This window comes from Vibrio iocasae (assembly GCF_042245395.1).
Classification (GTDB): domain Bacteria; phylum Pseudomonadota; class Gammaproteobacteria; order Enterobacterales; family Vibrionaceae; genus Vibrio; species Vibrio iocasae.
Genome location: NZ_CP145311.1, coordinates 1,580,186 through 1,600,980, shown reverse-complemented (window position 1 = coordinate 1,600,980; position 20,795 = coordinate 1,580,186). Strand labels below are relative to the sequence as shown.

Annotated in this window: 22 protein-coding genes; 12 read left to right on the top strand and 10 right to left on the bottom strand. The window is 41.3% G+C overall.

The window, feature by feature from the left end; translation table 11 throughout:
- Window positions 1-37 precede the first annotated feature (37 nt).
- From SNR28_RS17145 to SNR28_RS17120, 6 genes are all read left to right on the top strand, one after another.
- Window positions 38-721 (top strand): DUF3334 family protein, encoded by a 684-nt coding sequence (locus SNR28_RS17145; RefSeq protein ID WP_375753882.1) that lies wholly within the window; start codon window positions 38-40, stop codon window positions 719-721.
- A gap of 164 nt (window positions 722-885) precedes the next feature.
- On the top strand, window positions 886-1,569 hold the full coding sequence (locus SNR28_RS17140) for a DUF2786 domain-containing protein (RefSeq protein WP_375753881.1): 684 nt from the start codon (window positions 886-888) through the stop codon (window positions 1,567-1,569).
- A 20-nt stretch (window positions 1,570-1,589) separates the two neighbouring features.
- Window positions 1,590-2,495 carry a hypothetical protein gene (locus SNR28_RS17135; protein ID WP_375753880.1) on the top strand — a complete coding sequence of 302 codons (906 nt, stop codon included), beginning with the start codon at window positions 1,590-1,592 and terminating at the stop codon, window positions 2,493-2,495.
- Between the two features lie 94 nt (window positions 2,496-2,589).
- Complete coding sequence (locus SNR28_RS17130; protein WP_375753879.1) at window positions 2,590-2,769, top strand: hypothetical protein; 180 nt, start codon at window positions 2,590-2,592, stop codon at window positions 2,767-2,769.
- 187 nt (window positions 2,770-2,956) lie between these two features.
- A complete protein-coding gene (locus SNR28_RS17125) occupies window positions 2,957-3,352 on the top strand; it encodes a hypothetical protein (RefSeq protein WP_375753878.1) in 396 nt (131 codons plus the stop codon).
- Window positions 3,353-3,585: 233 nt separating this feature from the next.
- Entirely contained in the window at window positions 3,586-4,689 is a 1,104-nt protein-coding gene (locus SNR28_RS17120) for a phosphoribosylaminoimidazolesuccinocarboxamide synthase (protein ID WP_375753877.1), read from the top strand.
- A gap of 73 nt (window positions 4,690-4,762) precedes the next feature.
- On the opposite strand, the gene chrA is transcribed toward SNR28_RS17120, so the two are convergent.
- Window positions 4,763-5,893, bottom strand: a complete 1,131-nt coding sequence (gene chrA, locus SNR28_RS17115; RefSeq protein WP_375753876.1) for a chromate efflux transporter — start codon at window positions 5,891-5,893, stop codon at window positions 4,763-4,765.
- A gap of 111 nt (window positions 5,894-6,004) precedes the next feature.
- On the opposite strand from chrA, the gene SNR28_RS17110 reads away from it, so the two are divergent.
- The gene (locus tag SNR28_RS17110; protein WP_375753875.1) at window positions 6,005-6,916 is read left to right on the top strand and encodes a LysR family transcriptional regulator; all 912 of its coding nucleotides are present in this window, start codon (window positions 6,005-6,007) and stop codon (window positions 6,914-6,916) included.
- A gap of 5 nt (window positions 6,917-6,921) precedes the next feature.
- Here SNR28_RS17110 and SNR28_RS17105 read toward each other — a convergent pair whose 3' ends face one another.
- From SNR28_RS17105 to SNR28_RS17085, 5 genes are all read right to left on the bottom strand, one after another.
- Window positions 6,922-7,902 carry an ABC transporter substrate-binding protein gene (locus SNR28_RS17105; protein ID WP_375753874.1) on the bottom strand — a complete coding sequence of 327 codons (981 nt, stop codon included), beginning with the start codon at window positions 7,900-7,902 and terminating at the stop codon, window positions 6,922-6,924.
- Between the two features lie 95 nt (window positions 7,903-7,997).
- Window positions 7,998-9,170 (bottom strand): alpha/beta hydrolase, encoded by a 1,173-nt coding sequence (locus SNR28_RS17100; protein WP_375753873.1) that lies wholly within the window; start codon window positions 9,168-9,170, stop codon window positions 7,998-8,000.
- A 14-nt stretch (window positions 9,171-9,184) separates the two neighbouring features.
- Window positions 9,185-10,102, bottom strand: a complete 918-nt coding sequence (locus SNR28_RS17095) for a helix-turn-helix domain-containing protein (protein ID WP_375753872.1) — start codon at window positions 10,100-10,102, stop codon at window positions 9,185-9,187.
- Between the two features lie 211 nt (window positions 10,103-10,313).
- Complete coding sequence (locus SNR28_RS17090; protein ID WP_375753871.1) at window positions 10,314-10,808, bottom strand: hypothetical protein; 495 nt, start codon at window positions 10,806-10,808, stop codon at window positions 10,314-10,316.
- On the bottom strand, window positions 10,808-11,512 hold the full coding sequence (locus SNR28_RS17085; protein ID WP_375753870.1) for a hypothetical protein: 705 nt from the start codon (window positions 11,510-11,512) through the stop codon (window positions 10,808-10,810). The genes SNR28_RS17090 and SNR28_RS17085 overlap by 1 nt, the downstream gene beginning before the upstream one ends.
- Window positions 11,513-11,968: 456 nt before the next feature.
- Between SNR28_RS17085 and SNR28_RS17080 the strand changes: the two genes are divergently transcribed.
- Complete coding sequence (locus tag SNR28_RS17080; RefSeq protein ID WP_375754110.1) at window positions 11,969-12,589, top strand: response regulator transcription factor; 621 nt, start codon at window positions 11,969-11,971, stop codon at window positions 12,587-12,589.
- Window positions 12,576-13,967: a sensor histidine kinase gene (locus tag SNR28_RS17075; RefSeq protein ID WP_375753869.1), complete on the top strand. Its 1,392-nt coding sequence runs from the start codon at window positions 12,576-12,578 to the stop codon at window positions 13,965-13,967. Before SNR28_RS17080 ends, SNR28_RS17075 begins: the two co-directional genes overlap by 14 nt.
- 20 nt (window positions 13,968-13,987) lie before the next feature.
- Here the strand turns inward: SNR28_RS17075 and SNR28_RS17070 are convergent, their stop codons facing one another.
- From SNR28_RS17070 to SNR28_RS17055, 4 genes are all read right to left on the bottom strand, one after another.
- Window positions 13,988-14,494 (bottom strand): hypothetical protein, encoded by a 507-nt coding sequence (locus SNR28_RS17070; protein ID WP_375753868.1) that lies wholly within the window; start codon window positions 14,492-14,494, stop codon window positions 13,988-13,990.
- Window positions 14,495-14,516: 22 nt separating this feature from the next.
- Complete coding sequence (locus SNR28_RS17065; RefSeq protein WP_375753867.1) at window positions 14,517-14,795, bottom strand: hypothetical protein; 279 nt, start codon at window positions 14,793-14,795, stop codon at window positions 14,517-14,519.
- 80 nt (window positions 14,796-14,875) lie between these two features.
- On the bottom strand, window positions 14,876-16,153 hold the full coding sequence (locus SNR28_RS17060; protein WP_375753866.1) for a hypothetical protein: 1,278 nt from the start codon (window positions 16,151-16,153) through the stop codon (window positions 14,876-14,878).
- A 1-nt stretch (window position 16,154) separates the two neighbouring features.
- Complete coding sequence (locus tag SNR28_RS17055) at window positions 16,155-16,385, bottom strand: hypothetical protein (RefSeq protein ID WP_375753865.1); 231 nt, start codon at window positions 16,383-16,385, stop codon at window positions 16,155-16,157.
- A 470-nt stretch (window positions 16,386-16,855) separates the two neighbouring features.
- Between SNR28_RS17055 and SNR28_RS17050 the strand changes: the two genes are divergently transcribed.
- From SNR28_RS17050 to SNR28_RS17040, 3 genes are all read left to right on the top strand, one after another.
- Window positions 16,856-17,629 (top strand): LuxR C-terminal-related transcriptional regulator, encoded by a 774-nt coding sequence (locus tag SNR28_RS17050; RefSeq protein WP_375753864.1) that lies wholly within the window; start codon window positions 16,856-16,858, stop codon window positions 17,627-17,629.
- A 516-nt stretch (window positions 17,630-18,145) separates the two neighbouring features.
- The gene (locus tag SNR28_RS17045) at window positions 18,146-18,919 is read left to right on the top strand and encodes a response regulator transcription factor (protein ID WP_375753863.1); all 774 of its coding nucleotides are present in this window, start codon (window positions 18,146-18,148) and stop codon (window positions 18,917-18,919) included.
- A gap of 315 nt (window positions 18,920-19,234) precedes the next feature.
- Window positions 19,235-20,782: a flavocytochrome c gene (locus SNR28_RS17040; RefSeq protein WP_375753862.1), complete on the top strand. Its 1,548-nt coding sequence runs from the start codon at window positions 19,235-19,237 to the stop codon at window positions 20,780-20,782.
- The last annotated feature ends 13 nt before the right edge of the window (window positions 20,783-20,795 follow it).

Sequence of the window (20,795 nt, the reverse complement as noted above, 5' to 3'; positions counted from 1 at the left end):
TGACATGAATATCACCCGCTTTTCCTTGCGAGAACTTATGAAGAAAAATACTGTAGTAACAACTGAAGATATTCTGTTAAAACTTTGCCATTCCGTATCTGACGTTCTCAGTTCTGCCACTGGTACCAATGTTTCTTATTCAGCCATGGTGCAGAAAATTAATAAAACCTGCTTAAAACCAGATTTGGGTTGCTTTGTTCTATTTGATGGCGGTTTCTCTGGTTTGGTTGTGATTAACTTTACTTCTCAAGCCGCTTTAGAGCTTTACCATACATATATGAAAAACATGGGGATGCCTGAAGAAGAGCTGGCAATTCTACACACATCTGATGATGTAGCTGACGTGCTGGGCGAGTTGATGAACCAATTGGTTGGGGATTTCACTAGTAAGATCCGAAAAGAACTTAAAACTAACATCACTCAAAACCAGCCGAAGATGCTGGCCATTAACAAACAGGTACTGCTTTCCGTTGATACCAACTTAGATCGCCCACAAGCAAGACGTGTGACCTTCTCTACAGCAAACAACAACATTTTCTATTTGGAATTAGCCATGGATAAAACTGAGTTTATCCAGTTAGAAGATTTTGACGTTGAAGAAGATGTATCTCCTGATTCAATCCTGGAAGCAGAAAGAAATCGAGCCAACTCAGCTCAAAGTACTCAGGCACAACTTGCTGACGAAGCAGCCGATGACCTTCTGGATGAGCTTGGCATATAGTCTGAGGTAACAGGTAGCTATCAAAATTGAAATGAAAGCTCTTCCATTTGAAGAGCTTTCTTTGTTTGTTGTCTCAGTAACTTTGGTTACTTCTTTATCTCCCCCGCTAAAATCGGTAAAATGGTCGACTTTTCATAAGAAAGAGTCAAAATTCAGTAAGTTCGATGGATAAAAAGAAAGCCCTTAAGAAAATTGCTAAGTGTCTGGAGCTAGGTAATTCCGCTAACGTAAACGAAGCGGCTCAGGCTATAAAAATGGCACACCGCCTAATGCTCAAATATGGTTTAGACAAAGACGATATTGAGTTTATTAAGATGGGCAAAACACAGTCGACTCATCTTCTCCCTACTTCGATTAGCTCAACTATCCTTAGAATCATTCGTGGTATTAACACTAAGTTTGGTGTTGAGGCTGTGTTGCTTAATCATAAGGGATTAAAAAGAGTCGAATTTATTGGAGAAGCGGACAGAGCTATCTTTGCTGCTTTTGCTTTCGACATCATCTATCGCGAAATGAACGAGCATACGGGCCAGTTTCGAAATAGCTTTGCTGGCTCCGGTACCAGTTCAGTGGAAGTCACCCGCCGAGTTAACTCCTTTGTCTCCGGCTGGGTAGAAGGCGCACTGGAAAAACTTCCGGTGATTACACCAGACGATGACTCACAAAATAAGATTAACAGCTATATTGATCGTGAGTTTCAAAACATAGACAGAGAAACCTTTAAACAACAGTTAAAAGAAGCGATGAAAAACATCACCGAAGACTACGAAGTTGGTCTAAAAAAAGGTAGAAGAGTCTCTGTTAACCGCCCTGTCGACGGGACACAAGCCCCTAAAATGCTTAAGTAGCGCAGTAAAAGGAAAATAGAATGATACGCATGGAAGCTGTAACCAAAAGATATCGTTCCACTTTCACACTACTTCTACTCATTGCGTGCTCGAATACAACGGCGGCGCCTTCAGAAGAACTCATTGAAGATGCTAACGCAGGCAACCCTGCCGCTCAGTTAGAGCTCGGAAGAGCTTACTATGGCGAGAACAAGTTAAAACAAGCCCACTTTTGGTACCTGAACTCGATTCAGAATGGTAACAAAGAAGCCATAGCGGAAATAGGCAAGCTATTTGAAGACCACGCTAATAAACCAATTGATAACCTGATTTTTGCCGAAAACTGGTTTGAGCTCGGTAATGAAAAGGGTATTCCAGAAGCAGAAGAAGGATACTCGCGAGTACTTGAGGCTCAATTTAATCGAATTAGGGAGAAGCAAGTTTCCTCTATAGCCATTCTCGATCAAGCGGCCGACGAAGCACTATCAAACCAGAACAACCAAAACAACAAATCCGTTGCCAACATAAATAATAAGATCCCTTATGAAGTGCTGATTTTCATTTCAGCCATCGCGTTATTCATTCTGGTGATAACTGTACGTCGCTTCTTCAGACAGAAAAAAGAGAGCAAACTCGGTACATATGAACATCAGCTTTCTGAGAACAGAAGGAAAATACGTTCACTCCAGACTCACCTGAACAAAGCCCATGAGCAACTGACAAAGCTGCAACGGCATAGCCAACTTCAAAGCAAAGATCAGTCATACAACCTCGCCTGTTCGTTACTTGGCTTCAACCCAAATCGTGTTCCCGACGAAAAATCAATAAAACTGCGTTACAAAAAGTTAAGCCGAATCTATCACCCAGACGCAGGGGGCAGTGAAGATGAAATGAAACGTCTCAATGCAGCCGTTAAAATTGTAGCGGGCTACAAAAGCCGAAAATAGATTAACATTTACTTAACATTTTCCTTGAATTTGTGTCATAATACGCGCGCTAATAATAGCGCTCTTAAGTGCAGCTACATCTGAAGGAGAATGTATGTTTAAAACCGAGGGCTCTTGCGACTGGTGTAAAAAACAAAGCTTACTGATTCGTCATGACTACGTTGATGGTCGATTCCACCACTCTTGTGAAGATTGTCAGGATCTGGCCAAGTTCGATGTGAACCTATTCAACATAGACGAACTCGCTTTGAGAAAACACGCTACGGAAGCATAGTCAAGCAAGCTGTACTCCAACGGATTGGATAGAGAGCCGCATATCGCGGCTCTTTTTTATGTCTGCTATTTGCCTTTCCTGAATAGATCAACATCACATTGACCAAAATACAGTCGTTTTTATAGTTGCAAACTGTGTGAATATACACTACTGTTTACTTATACAGTATGTACAGGAAAACAGTATTATGCTTCAAGTAAACAACTATTCTCAGCTACACACCTATATTGACCGCCCAATGATGGGTAACAACTCTGCTCTACCTACGGTTAATACCGATATGTATCAGCAATTAGCTGCGCTTTCACACAAGCGTTTATGGATTTTGTTTACTGCTAACTGCCCTCGCCCAGTGCAGTCTGATCTTTCCGGACATGGTATTAACTGCAACAATATCATTCATATGAAACCTTCTATGAACTTCAGCGAAGAAGAGATTGTGCTCAAGGCAATTCAGGCTCGTACTGCTAGCGCTGTAGTGGCAAGTTGTCATCTATCTCATCAGGCGAAGTCGAAGATTTTAGACTGCGCAGCTGAATATGGATGTGAGGTATTTTTCTTATCTGCATCCTCGATACACTAAATTCACATTTTTATCTCATGCCTTTTTGTTTGGCTACAGACTTTCCTGTAGCCTTTTCTTTATTTGTTAATCCCATTTTCTATTTCCCAAACCAATAGAACACCAAAAAGGCAAACGTTTGCTTTTTCTCTGGAAGGTTGTCGTAGTTCTGGTATGATGCGCTCATTCAATTGACGCTGAAGGATTTTCCTTTAGCTATACCCTATTTTCGGATTAATAATAGGAATCTTTCGATGAATCTCGCCGATCAAGTTCTAGCAGTAAATGATGACCTTCCAATTCGCACAGATAAGCCTGTTCATAGCGGCAAAGTACGCTCTGTATACTGGCTGACTGAAGAAGACAGCAAGCGATTGATTAAAGACAAAGGCTATGATGTTGCAGACGATGCTCCACTTGCCATTATGGTTATCAGTGATCGTATTTCTGCATTTGATTGTATCTGGCGTGGTGAGAATGGATTGAAAGGTATTCCTGGGAAAGGTGCTGCACTCAACGCTATCTCAAACCATTGGTTCCAACTTTTTAAAGACAGTGGCCTGGCTGACAGCCATATTCTCGATATTCCTCACCCATTTGTTTGGATTGTACAAAAAGCAAAACCCGTGATGATTGAAGCGATCTGTCGCGGTTATATTACCGGTTCAATGTGGCGTGCTTATGAAAAAGGCGAGCGTGAGTTTTGTGGCATTCAGCTTCCTGAAGGGCTGGAAAAAGACAAACAACTACCAGAACTTCTAATCACCCCATCAACAAAAGGTATTCTTAAGGGTATACAGGGTGTTCCTGAGGCTGATGATGTAAACATTTCACGTAAAAACATCGAAGAGAACTTCGAAGCCTTTAACTTTTCAAAAGCTGAAGATATTCCTCAGTATGAGAAGTTGTTAAAAGAAGGTTTTGGTGTGATCAGCAAAGCACTGACGGACATTGATCAGATCTTTGTTGATACCAAATTTGAGTTTGGCTATGTTACCGATTCAAAAGGCAATGAAAAGCTCATCTATATGGATGAGGTGGGTACACCAGACTCTTCACGTATCTGGGATAAGTCAGAGTATGATGCTGGCAATATCGTAGAGAATTCAAAAGAAGGCTTCCGTCAGTTCCTGCTTAATCACTTCCCTGACCCAGATATCCTTCTTAACAAAGATCGTATGGACGAAAGAAGTGCACTAGCACGTGATAACGAACTGCCACTTGATGCGATGCAGATGGTTTCTGATACCTATATCGGTATTGCCGAGAAAATCACGGGTAAGAAAATCGTTCTAAGTGACAACCCTAAAGCTGAAATCATTAAGGTTCTTAAAGAAGAATACGCTTTGATTGACTAAATAAGTTCACTCTACCGAACGAATCAACCCTCACAAGCAACTTGTGAGGGTTTTATTTTGTGGGTTAACCAATCTAAATGACAGCGCCAATCACAACAAAGAACAAAATTGTCCATAGAACGGAAAGATTAAGCTTCTTGTGAAGGTAGAACCCTGCAATAACAATAGCGATATCCACAGGTGAACTCACAGCACTACTAAATACTGGCTGGTACAGAGCAGCCAACAAAAGCCCAACGACAGAAGCGTTAACGCCATTTATAGCACCCGCAACTCTTGGTTTACCTGCCAGTCTTTCCCAGTTTTTCAGAACACCGAGAAGAAGCAAAAATCCAGGTAAAAACACAGCGACAGTCGCAACCAAAGCGCCTAATACAGGTGTTGCCGACATCTCATAACCAATATAAGTCGCCAACGTGAACATGGGCCCAGGAACGGCTTGGGCAGCAGCATATCCCGTCAGAAAGGCATCTTGAGAAACCTGATCGCCAACCAACCCCTGAAGCAATGGAAGCACAACATGACCACCACCGTATACCAAACTACCTGCCTGAAAGAAGTCACTGAATATCCCCAGAAGTGGTTGATAATGAGCAAACAGAGGAAGTCCGAACAGCAGCAACGCAAACAACAGCAGTGGCAGAACGGAAGGCTTAAAGGGTTCAATTACTTTTGTCGGTGAACTAACCAGAAAACGGCTGCCAATAAGTCCGACAATCAACAAGACGATTATCTGAGTGCTAATTTGAGGGAGCAACAACAGAGCAATAGCGGTAGTAACACACAGACCTGAAGTCAGCTTGGTTTTACAGAAGTTTTTGTACATCCCCAAGGTTGCATCAGCAACGACGACAACTGCAAATAGCTTAAGGCTATGCACAACGGCCTGATACATTTCAGAATCAAGTAATCGGCTACTGACCATCGCCAGTAGCAACATGATCATTACTGAAGGTAAAGTAAAACCCAGAAACGCACCAAAAGCCCCAGCAAGTCCACCTTTTTTATAGCCGAGTGCAAATCCAACCTGACTAGAACCTGGCCCCGGTAAAAACTGACTTAGCGCGACTATCTGAGCGTACTCACTGTCATCTAACCATTTACGCTTTTCTACAAAGTTCTGCCTAAAATATCCGATATGAGCAGCCGGCCCACCAAAGCTTATCCAGCCAAGAAAAAAGAAAGTTTTAAATATTGACCACATTACTTACTACTCAATTTGAAAAGTAGAATCACTGTAAAAAAAGTCATAAAATGATTCAAATTGATAGTTTTCATACTCACTATGAATCAAACTGGATGAGAGGCATTTTAAGTGAAAGCTTTTAACTGGAAAGACGTAGACCTTAACTTACTTGTCGCGTTTCAGGCGCTATATCAGTGCCAAAGTGTCAGCCAAGCCGCTGAACAATGTTTTGTCAGCCAATCCGCTATGAGCTATACACTTCAAAGACTTAGAGGACTATTTGATGATCGTCTTTTCGAACGTGTAGGTATTCGAATGGAACCAACTCAACGGGCGAAAAACATTGCTCCAGTGATTGATGGATTATTGGCATCGATAAAGAATGACCTGCTGATACAACCTGAGTTTTCAGCCTCTGAGTTCAAGGGCGTCTGGAAAATAGGCTTAACCGACTACGCGGAACAACTGTTCGCTCCTGCTTTATACGATGCCATTGGTGAGGTTTCTTCTCAGTCACAAGTTCGTTTTTTCAATGTCAACAGAGGAAATTACAGCTCTATTGTTGAACGTGAACACGTTGATGCGGTTATCGGCAGTATCGATAACCTTGATCAGCGGTTTGCTTCAGAAAAACTCTACACAGAGCAGCACCTCTGTTTATTTGATCCAGAAACAGTCCCGTTCGAGAACACAATATCCGTTGAAGAGTTTGTTGCTGTGGAGCACGCTTTAGTCAGTCCGGATGGCAAAATCGAAACGAAGGTGGATAAGGAACTAGCATCTCTTGGGTGCAAAAGGCGAGTTGCTGTTACTTCAAGAAACTTCCTGACCATTAGACGTTTGTTATTAGGAAGAAAACTTTTATGTGTGGTGCCCAAACGGTTTGCGGAAACAGAGATGTACAGCCATGCACTTAAAGCGCTGAGCCCTCCGATTTCAGTGCCTGATTTTGATATCAGCTTGATTTACCTAAAGGCACAACAGGGTGATGATAAGAATCGCTGGTTAAGGGAGATTATCGCAAAAACAGTGGTAGCCTAGCCCCTTTACTCTAGTATTTGGGACTGATTGAAAATCTCAGGAGGCAGCGTAATGTTCCATTTGCTTAACTGATATTGGCTAAACAGGAATGCGCCCTGCCCTCCACTTTGTGGCCTTACCCGGACACGCTTTCCTTGCAACATACCTAATGCAATCTGGCCAGCTAACTTGCCCTCTTCGTATCCCGACACAACATAACCACCGACATTCTTATCCTTGCCGACTGAAAAATCCCAAAAACCAAACGAAGGTACTTTAGTATTTAAAGAAGTCCATCGGATAACGTCCTCTGAATTAATGTGATCACCTTGTTCATCAGTCAGCGTGTGGTATAACCCGACGACCAGCGCGTCATACCCATGTTCTTTAGCGGTTAGCACTTGCTTTTTCCATTCGGTCGTATTCTGGATAAGTTTGATATCCAGAACCATTCCTTCCATCTGAGCCTGCTTTTTACCGTAAAAAATATCTTCAAGGATGACATTACTGGTTTCACTCTCATCGAACAAAACCAGTACCTTTTTCACTGACATGAATTTGTTCAACATCAGTACAGAACGTTTTAAAAGAGGACGTTCAATCACACCAGAAAAGTTTGGCGCATTTGCTACACCATACTTTCTCGGATTCGCATTAATACCAAGATAGACAACAGGAGTATTGGTTTTCAAAAAGCGAGGGGCTAACGCCTCTAGTGCGTTATCGTCGGCGATGACGACAAGTACAGGAGAGTATTCCTGATACAATTTCCAGGCAGCGTCAGCTCGCTCCTGATACTGCTCCCTTGGGATACGCTTAGTATCCATTTCATAGTAAGAGAGCACAAAATGCTCACCCAAGACCTCTTGCAGGCCCTGTTTGTAGCTTTGATCCCAAGGGTGCTCAGAGTGATAGCTTTCTACAACTAAAATGCTTTCGGAACGGACAAAGAAGCTGATACTGAAACTGGTCAATAAAATACATAAAACTCCCCAGTTTCTTGTCATATCTACCTCTTACAGTACATCTAAATCAATTTAAGAAATATAGAACGAGTTAGGTCTATATTCCACTTATATTAATTAGACGATTTGGTGACACGTTACTGTTTTATAGTTGTGTACTTGTCTGACAGCGTTATTCTGCGAATACTTTGCTCTAGTTCAGCGTAATAAGGATTCCAGGTAAGCCTTGCATGAATCTTCCCCTCTTCCTCATAGCCCCATGCAGAGAACCATACTTCTTCACCGTTGTTACAGCGCATTGTCGCTTCATCACTAAAACTGTTCATACACATTCTCTTTTCACCATTCTCGCCATAGTAAGCATTGGAAGGCGCAAAAATTGGGCTCATATGTGAACCAGTACTGATCTTATGGTTATAGAGGTGCATAGTCAGAACTTCAATAGAAGATGAATCCTGTTCTGACTCTCCATACCAGATCAGTCGGTTATTAGGATTATCAAAGCGTTCAGAATACAAATCTCTTACCGCCACTGGATCAATAATGCTATCTGCTTCGCTTATCACCACTAACGTAGGAATGGTTACTGTTTTGGTTTTAAGTAGGCTCCTAACTCTCGAAGCACTGTCACTATAAGCTATCGCACCGTTGAGCGGAGCAGAGTTATATCTGGCAAGGTTAGTCTCTTCTTCTGTATAGCCATCAAAGAACAGAGCAGCCAGCGGTGCAAATTTTTCTAATATAGGTGCTTTTGACTGAAGTCCTGGAGACACCAATATAAGGCCGTCCACGCCGCCTTGTTCGATAGCGTGAATGGTGACCAGGTTTCCTCCTGTGGAAAAACCACCTAACCATACCTGGTCATACTTTTGTTTCAGTAAATTGGTGTAGTGATCTACGATTTCCTGCCAATCCTGATAACGAGGCAACATTAAATCTTCGGGCTTGCTCCCGTGCCCTGGCAAAAGCAATGTCTGTACATAAAAACCCTGCTCTTTCAACGTCACTGCCAAATCAGAATAGCTGTAAGGTGAATCCCCTAAACCATGAACCAACAATACAGCCTTATCCGTTGGCATCTCAGGCATGAGTTCAAACGGCATATTCATCGAGATTTCTTTTTCATGGTCAGATGTTACATAACCTCGATTTGCTGTTAACCACGCTCTCGTTTCTTTTAGATAGTCGGCAAAGCTGGGTTGTATGTAGTTATAGTAATCTTGCGAATCATTTAAAGCGTTGCGATGTGAAGAGTTTGAACACCCAGCAGCAATGCCCAACAAAACTAGAACGAAAAATATACGTATCATCTTATTCATAAAAATTAGTGAATCTGGTTGCGGTATTGAGAAGGAGTAAGTCCTACTTTCTTTTTAAACAGCCGGGCAAAATAGTTTGGATACTCGAAACCAAGCCGGTAAGCCACTTCCGAAACGGAAACATTTGAGGATAACAACAAATCTTTAGCTGAATCGATCAGTTCGAGGTGAATCCAGTCTTTCGCTGTTTTCCCTGTTTCAACTTTTAGTGCATCACTTAAATATCGAGCCGTCACGTGCAGGCTATTAGCGAGCTCTTCTACTGAAGGAATAACCGGATCTGTTCCTGGCTTTACGTTTAAAGAATCTTCCAGCTCTTTCCTGAATCTCTCGAAAAGTGAGTTCTGACTCTCTTTTCGCATCAAGAACTGGCGATGGTAATAGCGGTTTGAATACCTCAGTAGTGTTGTAACCAAATCCAGAATAAGCTCTTTGGTAAACTCATCCTGATTGTTGTGGTACTCAGTTTCAATGGCATCAAAAAGATCGGTGATTTGCTTTTCTTCTTTAGGCGATAGGTGTAAAGCTTCATTAATAGCGTAGCTAAAAAAGTGGTACTTTTTTATTTGCTCCTGAATAGGATGGCCCCGAACATAATCTTCATGAAACATAATCAGGCGCCCTTCTGACTGAACTTTTATACCTTTAGTACGAAGTTCTTGTTGTGGCGCTGTAAATATCATCGTGCCATTGTTGCAGTCATATTTTGTACGGCCATAGAAGACCTCACCGGAAATGATTCGCTTAATCGAGATAGAATAGAAGTCGGTAGAAACAACGATATCGTCATCTTTTTTGCAAGCAAGTACGCCTCCTTTGTCCTTACTGCTAATATGAACCACACTTAGCAGTGGATGCTCTGGCTTGGGAAAACCTAACGCTTCATGATGCTCAGTTAATGAAGAGAAGTGGTACTTTTTCATAAAAACCTACTTTATATCCCGACAACAACTTTTATAGTATTCGCTATTAATTTGATTATCACATTTTCACCCTCTCGTTATGATGAGAATATGTTAAAAAAAGCGGCTATTTTGATCACTGCACAAAACTACGAAAATTGGATACAAATCTACGAAAAAGATACAGTTCAGCTATAACAAAGCTACATTTCTTCTCCTCCCAGAAATACAGCTAAGAATCTTCACATTGGTTAGGTGTACTTTTTAACCTAAGCCCATCCAATCCCACTCTTACACCACAATAGAACACCTGATCTGTACAATGATAATTACGGTCACGAACAGTGATGCCGTTAATACCGTTTATCATTTCCAGATTGCAGTTGATGCCATACTCTTCATCTATAACGCTAAATGTGAGCACGCCATCAGCGTATTCCATATTACCTTGGGTCTCTCCATCAGGTACCAGGATATCGCAGACATGATAGTTATCTCCCCAAATCCAGCCCTTGAGGTGGTATGTACCTTCTGACTTTGTTATTTGCAAGTAGCTGGTTTTGGTTTCTGAACTCTCAGTCGCATAATCTGTGATGACATACCGCTGGCTATAGCAACCCTCGATAATTTCTTCTGGCGCAGTTACGTTTTCTTCTTCGGCCATTACAATAACCGCCAGTTTGACGGTTAAAGCAAGGCCTGCAAGAGTGAAGACTAATCTTTTCATTATTCTTCGTCTGGACGCCAGCTCAGCGCGCTTGCGATGCTACCAACAACCACAGTATCCTTCTGCGAATCGGTCAATGTGCTTAACATTTGAATAGTAATCATACCGTTTGATTGTGTTGCTGCGACTTCCCCACTACCAAGCTTAAAGCTATATCCAAGGGCCATCTCAACAGGCATCATAAGGCTATCACTGGAGTGCACTGTTTCTACATTCATCAGGTCATTACCAAGGCGCATAAAGCCCGTTTCTTTTTTCTCGATACCAATTTTGATAAAGCTCGAATCCGGTTCCATTTTGTACTCACCAACAGGCTTATCGTTTAGAGAGATCTTACATGTGTATGGGTCAACACCGCCAAAATCCACACCTAAATAATGTACAGAAGTACCTCCCCCACTGCACACTAACAGCCAGGTGGTGTTGTCACTATTCTTGGTTACCTCAGCGACCAAACTGCCATCTTTAATGTTAATACGGTTGAAAAACCAATTTGATTCCGAGATGTCACGACTGTATTTGCCATGATAAAGTCCTGCTACTTCAAAAGTGCCCTCTCTGCCAAATCCCCAAAAATCTCCACTGGTTTTTACCGGTATCTCAGGCTCGGCCTTTACCGCTTCAGACTTATCCATAATGGCAAGATCCATCCCACATGCGGTAAGAGCAAGTGACAACAGGGGAACAACAATTCGCTTCTTCATAAAACTACCTTTCAGTCTAGATAAATTCGGCTTCTAATGACCGATATTTGTGTGTTTAACCATCCCAAAATGTTGGATGGAAAACTTAATAAAACGGAAGGTTAAACGAAGTTAGCACGTCCCATCCATATGCAACAAAACCCACAAGGAGCGTATTAATTAACTTATAATTAACATGTATAAATGAAACAGATTATGTCACTGAACAGTTCCAGTATTGGGGTGTCTTACCTAATTACAATTAGCTAAACAGTATATAATTTTACTGAATGTTATGATTTGCTTTGTAAGGGTTTGTAAGAGTTGTGTTTCATGCAGATACCTAGATTGCAAAATCTGCGATTCACTAATGAGCCTAACTAAATGGATAAATAAACTTCTGTGAAAGGTAGTAATGCTGTGGGACGAAAAATACTTATTGTTGAAGATGACCTGATAATTGCGAAGCTATTAAAAATGTACCTTTCCGATGAAGGCTATTCTACCCAAATCGTGAGTGATGGAGCATTGGCAATAGATGCGATACGTGAGTATCAACCTGATATCGTCCTGCTTGATTTGATGCTTCCCGGTATGAGTGGTGCGGAGATCTGTCAAAGTGCCCGTACATTCTATAATGGGATGATTATTGTTATTACTGCCTCAGCAGATGAACTCAGCGAAGTTAGCCTCTTCAAGTTTGGGGCAGATGACTATGTTACCAAACCTGTTAAGGCGAATATTCTGCTGGCGCGAATAGAAGCTATGCTAAGGCGTAACCCTCAAATCGCTGCATCATCATGTATTAACAACTCGTTAAGACTCGATGATGATGCTAAACGCGCTTTTTTTAATGGTATGGAGATAAAACTGACAGATTCTGAGTTCGATGTATTTTCTGTACTTTTTAAGAATTACGGCCACCCCGTATCTCGTGAAGATTGCTGTAAAGCCGTCAGAGGAATTGAGTATAAAAGTAGCGACAGAACGATCGACATGCGGATTTCTGGCTTACGAAAAAAACTGCAAACCAGCGGAATCGAACATGTCGTGATTAAAACCATCAGAAGTAAGGGGTACGCCCTTGTCGATAATTAAAAACTACGGTTCACTTTTTACCCGAGTTTATATCAGCATCATCGCTGGACTCGTTTTAACCGCCACTATTTTTGCATTTCTGGGAAGCCAGTTCTTTTTCACTTCAGAAGCCGAGCGATTTTTACAAGATGCAAGGTTTTTTACAGAAAAACACTTATCGCATGTTAACTCGGTATCAGAAGGAATCGATGCAAACCTGTATAAAGAGTTACTAGAAAAAAAGAGCGTTTCGTTTTACATCTTTGATTTTGAGCTTATCCCTAAGTGGAATGGTCAGTCCCCTTGTCCTGATTGTGAGTTTATAAGCCTGACTGACAATGTTCCGGTTTATGTAAAAGAACGAGGTCTGTACGTTGCAATTTTTGACTTGGAAGACACGGAATACTCGTTGGTATTTAGTGAGAACCGTGATTTTTTTGTTCCGGAAGTAGAATGGTATAAAGACACAGAAATCATTTTTACTTTGTCACTGCTGTTTGCCATGGGAATTGCACTGGCACTCACCATATATCTTCCGATCAGAAGACTTGATGGTTATCTCAGAAAGCTATTAGTGACATACAGATCCTTTGGTAATGGCGATATAAGCATACGAGCCAATGAACAAGTTCCTCGCCCTATATCAACACTCGCTATCAGTTTTAACGAAATGGCGAATGAGATAGAGGACAAAATTAAACAAACTCAGATATTTGCTCAGGCTATCTCTCATGAAATCAGAACCCCATTGAGCCGGATTCAGCTTACCTGCGATCTGGCGAGAAGATCTCTCCCAGAATCGAAACAACCAATATTCAATGATATCGATGACTATATAGAAGAGATAAACCAACTCACAGTTAATATCGTTACCGTTGCTAAACTAGCACCGACTGAAAGCAACCGTTCATCATTGAAACTGATTCATATTGAACTAGTCGAGTTCGTTCAAAGCAGATTGCGTGTTCATTCTCCAGACAAAGGAAAGATGATCGTCAGTTCGCAAACACCTGTGTTTATCGACACAGAACAAACTCTGGCCCAACTAGTTTTGGATAACATACTCAAAAACGCTGAAAAATATACTAAATCAGGTGTATGGGTACATATCGATCGGCAAAAAGAGCACACTTTAGTCTCTGTTCATGACGATGGTTCCGGAATCCCAGAAGACAAAAGGAGAGAAATATTTTTAGCTTTCTCCCGTTTGGATAAGAGCAGAAACACTCAGTCCGGTGGATTTGGATTAGGCTTAACCATTACCATGAGTGCTGCGAAAATTCTAGGGTGGAAAATACGGGTCGACGATAGTCAATACGGTGGAGCTATGTTTACTTTGACTATCCCGTCTTGCTCCTCTTCCTCATCAGTCCCTCCAGTCTCAGAAGAATCGATATAGAAAAAGAAGGGGGGGAATACTCAGCCCCCACCTTCTAGATACTCCATCTTTTTAAACAAGAGACTCAAACCTGTGGTTTTATCCAGAGATTCATATTTCTGATTTAATGCTTCCTGAGCCTCAAATAACACTTCTGATTCTTCAGAAAGTTTCAAATAATCTTCTTCGAACTCTTCCATGACCCTGTCAATTGACACTTTGACTTTAGCTATCTCATGTTCTTTAGGAGGTTCTGAGTTCCCGTTGTTTTGATACACAACCTCCCATGACTCTTCATCCATTATTGCCAATGAATGATTTTCAAACTGACCATCAACGATGACCCGGGCAGAAAACCACGGTTGATTATACTCGTCTACTTGATCGATGATGACAATCGGTGTTTGCTCGATCATGGTTTCGAAAATTTTAGCAGTAGCCAATCTCTCACTTGGCTCACTATTGCTAAGTTTATCGTTGACGTCCTGCTCTGGTACTCGAAGCAATCTTACCGAGTCCCCTACCTTGAAATCGATTCTTTCTGTCATGGGAGTTTCTTTAACAACTTTTTCAAATTTCAAGTTCTGGTTCTGATGTGATTAGTGGTGCCACGCATTTTATATAATCGGAAAGTTCGAACTTTAAATTTTCAACATTCTCCTCACTCCAATCTATATTTATATTTCCATCAAATTTTGGCTCTTCATTGTCTTTGTTGACTAACGTAGTAATAGTAATCTCATATGAGGTTCCTTCAGGCAAAAAACGGGAGCAACTCTCCAACGACTCTCCGCTAGCAAACATAGGAATAAATATACAAAGAAATGCAGGTATCATTTTAGCTTTCATCTCAATAATCTCTTGTTAAAACCTTACGCCGATGCCTTAAAAACTTACTTGCTAAAGTCGTCAGTTTTACTTTCAGATAATTACTTCCAAAACTCTATAGATCGAAGTGTGCTCTGATAAGAAATAAGTGCAGTTAGATAGCGCGCCTTCATTCGATTGTATTCTACATTTGTCATCGCACTTGCAGAGTTACTGCCTGAAAGATCAACCTGTGTTTTCATCTTCACTGCACTAGCTCTTAAAGAAGATGGCGTTTTTTCTGCGCCACCATCATCCGTTAAACGCGTGAGTTCTTGTTTAGGGAATCGGGTTAAATCGTTAGGTACATGGATACAGTTTTTATCGACAAAGTAACCTTGATATCTGGTAATGCTTGTTTCTCCATCCGCAATCTGCTTTATCATGCATGCATCAGGGCTTAATCCGACAAGACGATTTTGATTATTAAAGTTATATGTCAATAACATGTCTTTACTATCAGATGAGTACTCATCATGAGAAGTGTTCGCACCATCTTCGGACTCCATATAACGCTGTACCAGTGTTACAAATGGTGAACCATTTATCATCTTGACCTGATCTTTTATAGCCCAGTAGTGGTTAGTTTGTCGGTTACCCATTTTGGCTTCAGTACCGTACAGATACGAAAATGAATAGACATTAGTCGATTGATTGGATGAGTCTCCAGGATTGACAACAAAACCGTCCGTCCATTGATAACTAATAGAGCCAACCTTACCAGTACGACTATCTGAATCACCTAAGTTACTGAAGTGTTCAATATTATATGTGCTTCCAGATTTCTTAATCATCACAAGATCGCCAACCAAAGTTCCCTTTGAGTTGTATAGGAACTTGCTTTGCATTTCTGTACCGTCAGCATTGATTTCTTCAATGTAGTAGGTCGCGTCACTGCTGTTTCCGTACCGGGTGAAGAACACTAAGTTTCCGTTTTGCTTCTTCGCCATTGCTTTATGGATATCAGAAAAGTCCGTACTACAACTTGTGGTGCTATCATCAACTGGATACGCAATTTCAGCATTGTCTCTGGTCACCACGCAAACCATCTGCCCAGCCTGAAAACTAAAAGCGTTACTCAAAGTTTGAGCAATACTGCGTCCATCTGCAATATCTTTGGCTGAACCAACTGATTGTGGCGAGTTACCAGGATCTTTATCCTTGATAGCTTTATCGAGGCGAACAAACTCAACCTTGTTTTGTTTAAGCTTGTTCGATACATAACCAACTGCGCTACTCGTTTTGTAATAGCCCTGCAAATTTTGTATTTGGTTTTGAGTATCCGCGATCGACGCAGAGCTTGCCAGTAATAGGCTTAATGTAAGTAGAGTCTTTTTCATATTATTTATATATCGCTGGCGTTTCGAAAATAATGGCATTTTCGTTTGAAACAAACTTTAAACCGTCAATCGAACTCAGTTGAGTCGGGCTTAAAGTAACAAGGTTACGAACTTTAAAAACAGGATCTGCGGCTGAAGGCGTTGCTCCTGGACTGGAACTCCCACCTCCTCCGCCAGAACCACCACAAGCGCTCAAAACACTTAATGACATTAATAATATGATTTTTTTCATTATTTTATCCAACCACAACTATGGATTACGACTAGGGCACGTTTAAATCTCCTATAGATTAATACTGAGTAAAGACTCAATGGGGAACTTCTTACAAAGCATTACAAAAAGCTGGTTCGAAGCTTTTGTTAAATATCACACTCCATTAACAATGCGTAATATGTATATATAAAGAGAAATATATGCACCATGCGCATAATTGCAGTAAAAAATTGACAAAATGGTCATTAGCCAAAAAGGGGAATATGGTTTTAATATCACCGCATGGTCATAGATAGTTACTTCAAGTAACTATTCGACATTATTGAGAGTATCAGCTCTTCAGTTGGTACCTTTAATTTAAAAGACCCCAACCGGCTGATTATTTAAGCCTATGAATAATCATCTGGATAAGTCGATAAATTGCCATCGGTCTACAATCACTCGTGATACTTAAATTAGTTTTCTGGAACCTAAACGGAAATAACACTATGAGCCAAAATATGATCTCACCAATAAAGTTGGTAGACTACCTAACCAAGGTCGTCCGATTTGAATCAATCATTATTTTGGGATACCAAAACGGTAGCCACCCTGTCTGTTTGTTTAACTCCTTGCATAGTGAGTATGAGCAATCAATGTTGGATATACTCAACAGTTCTTATTCTTTTGACCCATTCTATTCAACTTTTTCCAACAATAAACTGGAAGGAGTATACAAACTAGAAGACGTTATAACTGACAAATGTAAATTCAAAGAGTACCGAAAACAATTTCATGCAGATACCAAACGTTTCTATGAGGTTGCAATAAGCGTGCAGTTAGATCCAAGGCGTCGTGTTGCTATTTTTGTTCGTCGTAGTAGTGAGTTCGACCCATTCTCTCCTAAAGATAAACTTGTTCTGCAAAAGCACTTTTCTAAGTTGAAGACCCAATGTCGTAAACTTTGGCCCCATATCTGGACGACTACAGCCAAAACGAGTGATAACCAAATAGTCAACGCGATACACCAATCTTTGGATGCCTTCGGTGCGGAAATTCTAACAGGGCGTGAGCAAGAAATTGCAACCTTAATCATACAGGGGTCAGACAACAAAGAGATTTCCAGCACGTTAGAAATATCGATCGCCACGGTAAAAGCGCACCGAAAAAACATCTACAGTAAACTGGAAATTTCATCTTTAGGGGAAATGTTTCAATTGTTCCTCAACCACCTTATTTTACGCTCCTCTCAAGAGACTATTTACAAGCAGGATGCAGCCTGAATTATCTAGCCTAAGCAGCCAAATCCAATTTTGACACTGCATTTAACACGACTTTCCCTGCGCTATCTGACTGCAAAAGATGCTGATTTTGATCACTTTGTGCAGCTATAAAGTTCCCCATAGATTATTACTAAATAAAGACTCAATGGGGAACTTCATGCAAAACATTACAAAGTGGAAAACCAACAAATAGCGATGTATTTTTAGTCGCTCGATTATGCCCCTCAAACATAGGCCACACGGAATGTATGCACTTAATACATAGATAAAATGATAAATAGTCATTAGCCAAAAAGGGGTATGCAGAATTAAGATAGCCACATGGCCATAGAGGTTACTTTAAGTAACTTGTCGACACGAATATAAAATCAGCTCCTTCTTAGTACAAATCCGATCTAAGGTGCTGATTATATTAATAAGTGTCATGAGATAACATTGGATATAACAGAATAATAACCAGATGTACTAAGTCTCATGACGCTTTTGATTATGTTGAATCTATACGGAAGCAATACTATGAGCCAAAATGCGATCTCACCAATCAGCTTAGTCAACTATCTAACTAAGGTAGTCCGATACGAGTCAATCATCATTTTGGGTTACCAAAATGGTAGCCACCCAATCTGTTTGTTTAACTCACTACAGAGTGAGCACAACCAGTCAATGTTGAACATCATTAACAGTTCCTATGCTTTCGACCCATTTTATGCAACGTTTTCAAACAGAAAGCAGGAAGGAATCTACAAGATCGAAGAGGTAATTACTGATAAATGCAAATTCAGAGAATACCGACAGCAATTTCAAGCAGATAACAAACGCCTGAATGAAATTGCGATAAATGTTCAATTAGACTCGAAACGTCGTGTTGCGATTTTCGTTCGTCGTAGTAACGAGTTCGACCCATTTTCTCCCAAGGATAAGCTTGTTTTACAAAAGCACTTTCCAAAATTGAAGACTCAATGCCGTAAATTGTGGCCGCATATTTGGGCCACCACAGCTGCAACCAGTGAGAATCAATTTGTCAATGCCATTCACCAATCTTTGGATGCATTTGGCGCTGAAGTATTGACCAGTCGAGAACAAGAAATTGCGACCCTAATAATCCAGGGAATCGACAATAAAGAAGTTGCCAACAAGCTTGAAATTACAGTAGCGACGGTCAAAGCACACCGTAAAAATATCTACAGTAAACTGGAAATTTCATCTCTCGGTGAAATGTTCCAATTGTTTCTCAATCACCTTATTTTACGCTCATCTCAAGAAGCTATTTACAACCAAAATGCAGCTTAGATTCATGCAGTAATAGTATGTGATAATGATCAAATATGCATTTTATGCATATATAAAATGAAAAATCGTCATTAGCCATAAAGTGGTAGTTGAGATTAATATACCCACATGGCCATCAGGGTTACTTAAGTAACTTGTCGACACGTTTATAACAAATAGATAACTTTTAGCGTCTTTTAGGCGCTAAAAGCAACATTTTATATTTTGAAGTGTCACGGGATATCATCTGATATACCAGCAATAATAACCATGATGAGCTTGTTATCTCGTGATGCTTTCGTTCTTAGTTTTTTTGTTAAAATGGAAGCAATAATAATGAGTCAAGATAATAACTCTCCTACCGATCTGACCCGGCGAAAGCTCCTTACGGGCAGTGCTGCGGCAGCAGTAACCACCATGGTGTTTAGTAACAGTGTCAACGCCAATACCATCACTCAGCAAAATAATATCCAATGGGACAAGACATTTGATGTCTTAGTTATTGGTAGTGGTTTTGCTGCACTTTCTGCTGCTATAGAAGCTCGTCGCAAAGGTCTCGATGTGATGATCATCGAAAAAATGCGTGTGCCAGGCGGAAACTCAACCATTAACGGTGGCCTCTTCGCAGTTGCAGGCAGTGAGCTGCAGAGAGAAGAAGGCGTTGAAGACAGTGTCGAGTTGATGGTTGAAGATATGATGAAAGCCGGGCGCGGAATCAATCATGCAGAACTGACTAGGGCAATCGCAGAAGGCTCGCGCGATGCTTACGATTTCGTGATCGATTGCGGTGCGAAATTTAAACCAAAGCTTTCATGGCTAGGTGGCCATTCTGTCGCCAGAACATACCTAACTCATAATGCCTCTGGCTCTGGTATTGTCCGTCCTCTCGTTCGTACAGCACGCAAAGAGGGTGTTGTCATCCGTACAGAATGCAAAATGCTGAACTTTGTGACCAATGATGAAAAGCGCGTCATCGGTGTTCAGGTTCAAGACGGTTATCGTTTCCCTGATGAAGAAACTGGCATTATCAAACATTTCAAAGCGAAACGTGGCGTTGTTCTTGCGTCCGGTGGTTTCAGCCGTGACAAGGACTTCCGCGCAACACAGGATCCTCGTTTGAGTGGCGATATCGACAGTACCAATCAGCTAGGTGCAACTGGTGAAGCTATGCGTGCTGCATTCCGCATTGGTGCAATACCAGTACAGATGGGGCAAATACAGCTTGGTCCATGGGCATCTCCTGATGAAGGTGGATTTGGTGTCGCTTCCATGTTCAATATCCAGTCTGGTTTCCGCTACGGCATCATGGTCGGACGCGCTACGGGTGAACGTTTTGTAAACGAACTTGCTGACCGTAAGACACGAGCAACAGCGATCATCAAGAGCGCAGGCAATGGCAGCGAACCAGATTATCCAATCATTCTTGTTGACAGTGTCGGTGCAAAAGCGTGCCCTACCCTGGACCGTGGTCTTAAGTACAAGGTGATTAATGAGTTCGATACGTTAGAAGAACTCGCCAAGTTCTATCGAGTTCCGGAAGATAGACTGATGAAATCTGTCAGTGACTATAACGAGTACGTTAAGAACAACGATGATGTTGAGTTTGGTAAGCCTATCTCTACAGCTACACCAATTATTGAACCTCCTTTCTATGGTGTTAGAGCGTGGCCAAAAGTACACCACACTATGGGTGGCGTACAAATAGACGTGACAACTCAGGTTCTGCATTCTGAAACCTTCGAACCTATCGAAGGTCTCTATGCCGCCGGTGAGGTAACGGGTGGTCCACACGGTGCGAGCCGATTGGGCAGTTGTGCAATAACAGACGGATTAGTTATGGGCCGTATCGCTGGGAACAGCGTTGCAGCTAATGACTCGGTTTAATCTTCTTCTATTG

Bases quoted from the DNA above. Each gene is read 5' to 3' on its own strand.
- SNR28_RS17065 (WP_375753867.1), bottom strand. From the start codon at position 14,795: ATGAAAGCTAAAATGATACCTGCATTTCTTTGTATATTTATTCCTATG.
- SNR28_RS17095 (WP_375753872.1), bottom strand. From the start codon at position 10,102: ATGAAAAAGTACCACTTCTCTTCATTAACTGAGCATCATGAAGCGTTA.
- SNR28_RS17120 (WP_375753877.1), top strand. From the start codon at position 3,586: ATGAATCTCGCCGATCAAGTTCTAGCAGTAAATGATGACCTTCCAATT.
- SNR28_RS17130 (WP_375753879.1), top strand. From the start codon at position 2,590: ATGTTTAAAACCGAGGGCTCTTGCGACTGGTGTAAAAAACAAAGCTTA.
- SNR28_RS17085 (WP_375753870.1), bottom strand. From the start codon at position 11,512: ATGAAGAAGCGAATTGTTGTTCCCCTGTTGTCACTTGCTCTTACCGCA.
- chrA (WP_375753876.1), bottom strand. From the start codon at position 5,893: ATGTGGTCAATATTTAAAACTTTCTTTTTTCTTGGCTGGATAAGCTTT.
- SNR28_RS17060 (WP_375753866.1), bottom strand. From the start codon at position 16,153: ATGAAAAAGACTCTACTTACATTAAGCCTATTACTGGCAAGCTCTGCG.
- SNR28_RS17140 (WP_375753881.1), top strand. From the start codon at position 886: ATGGATAAAAAGAAAGCCCTTAAGAAAATTGCTAAGTGTCTGGAGCTA.
- SNR28_RS17135 (WP_375753880.1), top strand. From the start codon at position 1,590: ATGATACGCATGGAAGCTGTAACCAAAAGATATCGTTCCACTTTCACA.
- SNR28_RS17045 (WP_375753863.1), top strand. From the start codon at position 18,146: ATGAGCCAAAATGCGATCTCACCAATCAGCTTAGTCAACTATCTAACT.
- SNR28_RS17080 (WP_375754110.1), top strand. From the start codon at position 11,969: ATGTACCTTTCCGATGAAGGCTATTCTACCCAAATCGTGAGTGATGGA.
- SNR28_RS17125 (WP_375753878.1), top strand. From the start codon at position 2,957: ATGCTTCAAGTAAACAACTATTCTCAGCTACACACCTATATTGACCGC.
- SNR28_RS17050 (WP_375753864.1), top strand. From the start codon at position 16,856: ATGAGCCAAAATATGATCTCACCAATAAAGTTGGTAGACTACCTAACC.
- SNR28_RS17070 (WP_375753868.1), bottom strand. From the start codon at position 14,494: ATGACAGAAAGAATCGATTTCAAGGTAGGGGACTCGGTAAGATTGCTT.
- SNR28_RS17145 (WP_375753882.1), top strand. From the start codon at position 38: ATGAAGAAAAATACTGTAGTAACAACTGAAGATATTCTGTTAAAACTT.
- SNR28_RS17105 (WP_375753874.1), bottom strand. From the start codon at position 7,902: ATGACAAGAAACTGGGGAGTTTTATGTATTTTATTGACCAGTTTCAGT.
- SNR28_RS17055 (WP_375753865.1), bottom strand. From the start codon at position 16,385: ATGAAAAAAATCATATTATTAATGTCATTAAGTGTTTTGAGCGCTTGT.
- SNR28_RS17100 (WP_375753873.1), bottom strand. From the start codon at position 9,170: ATGATACGTATATTTTTCGTTCTAGTTTTGTTGGGCATTGCTGCTGGG.
- SNR28_RS17040 (WP_375753862.1), top strand. From the start codon at position 19,235: ATGAGTCAAGATAATAACTCTCCTACCGATCTGACCCGGCGAAAGCTC.
- SNR28_RS17090 (WP_375753871.1), bottom strand. From the start codon at position 10,808: ATGAAAAGATTAGTCTTCACTCTTGCAGGCCTTGCTTTAACCGTCAAA.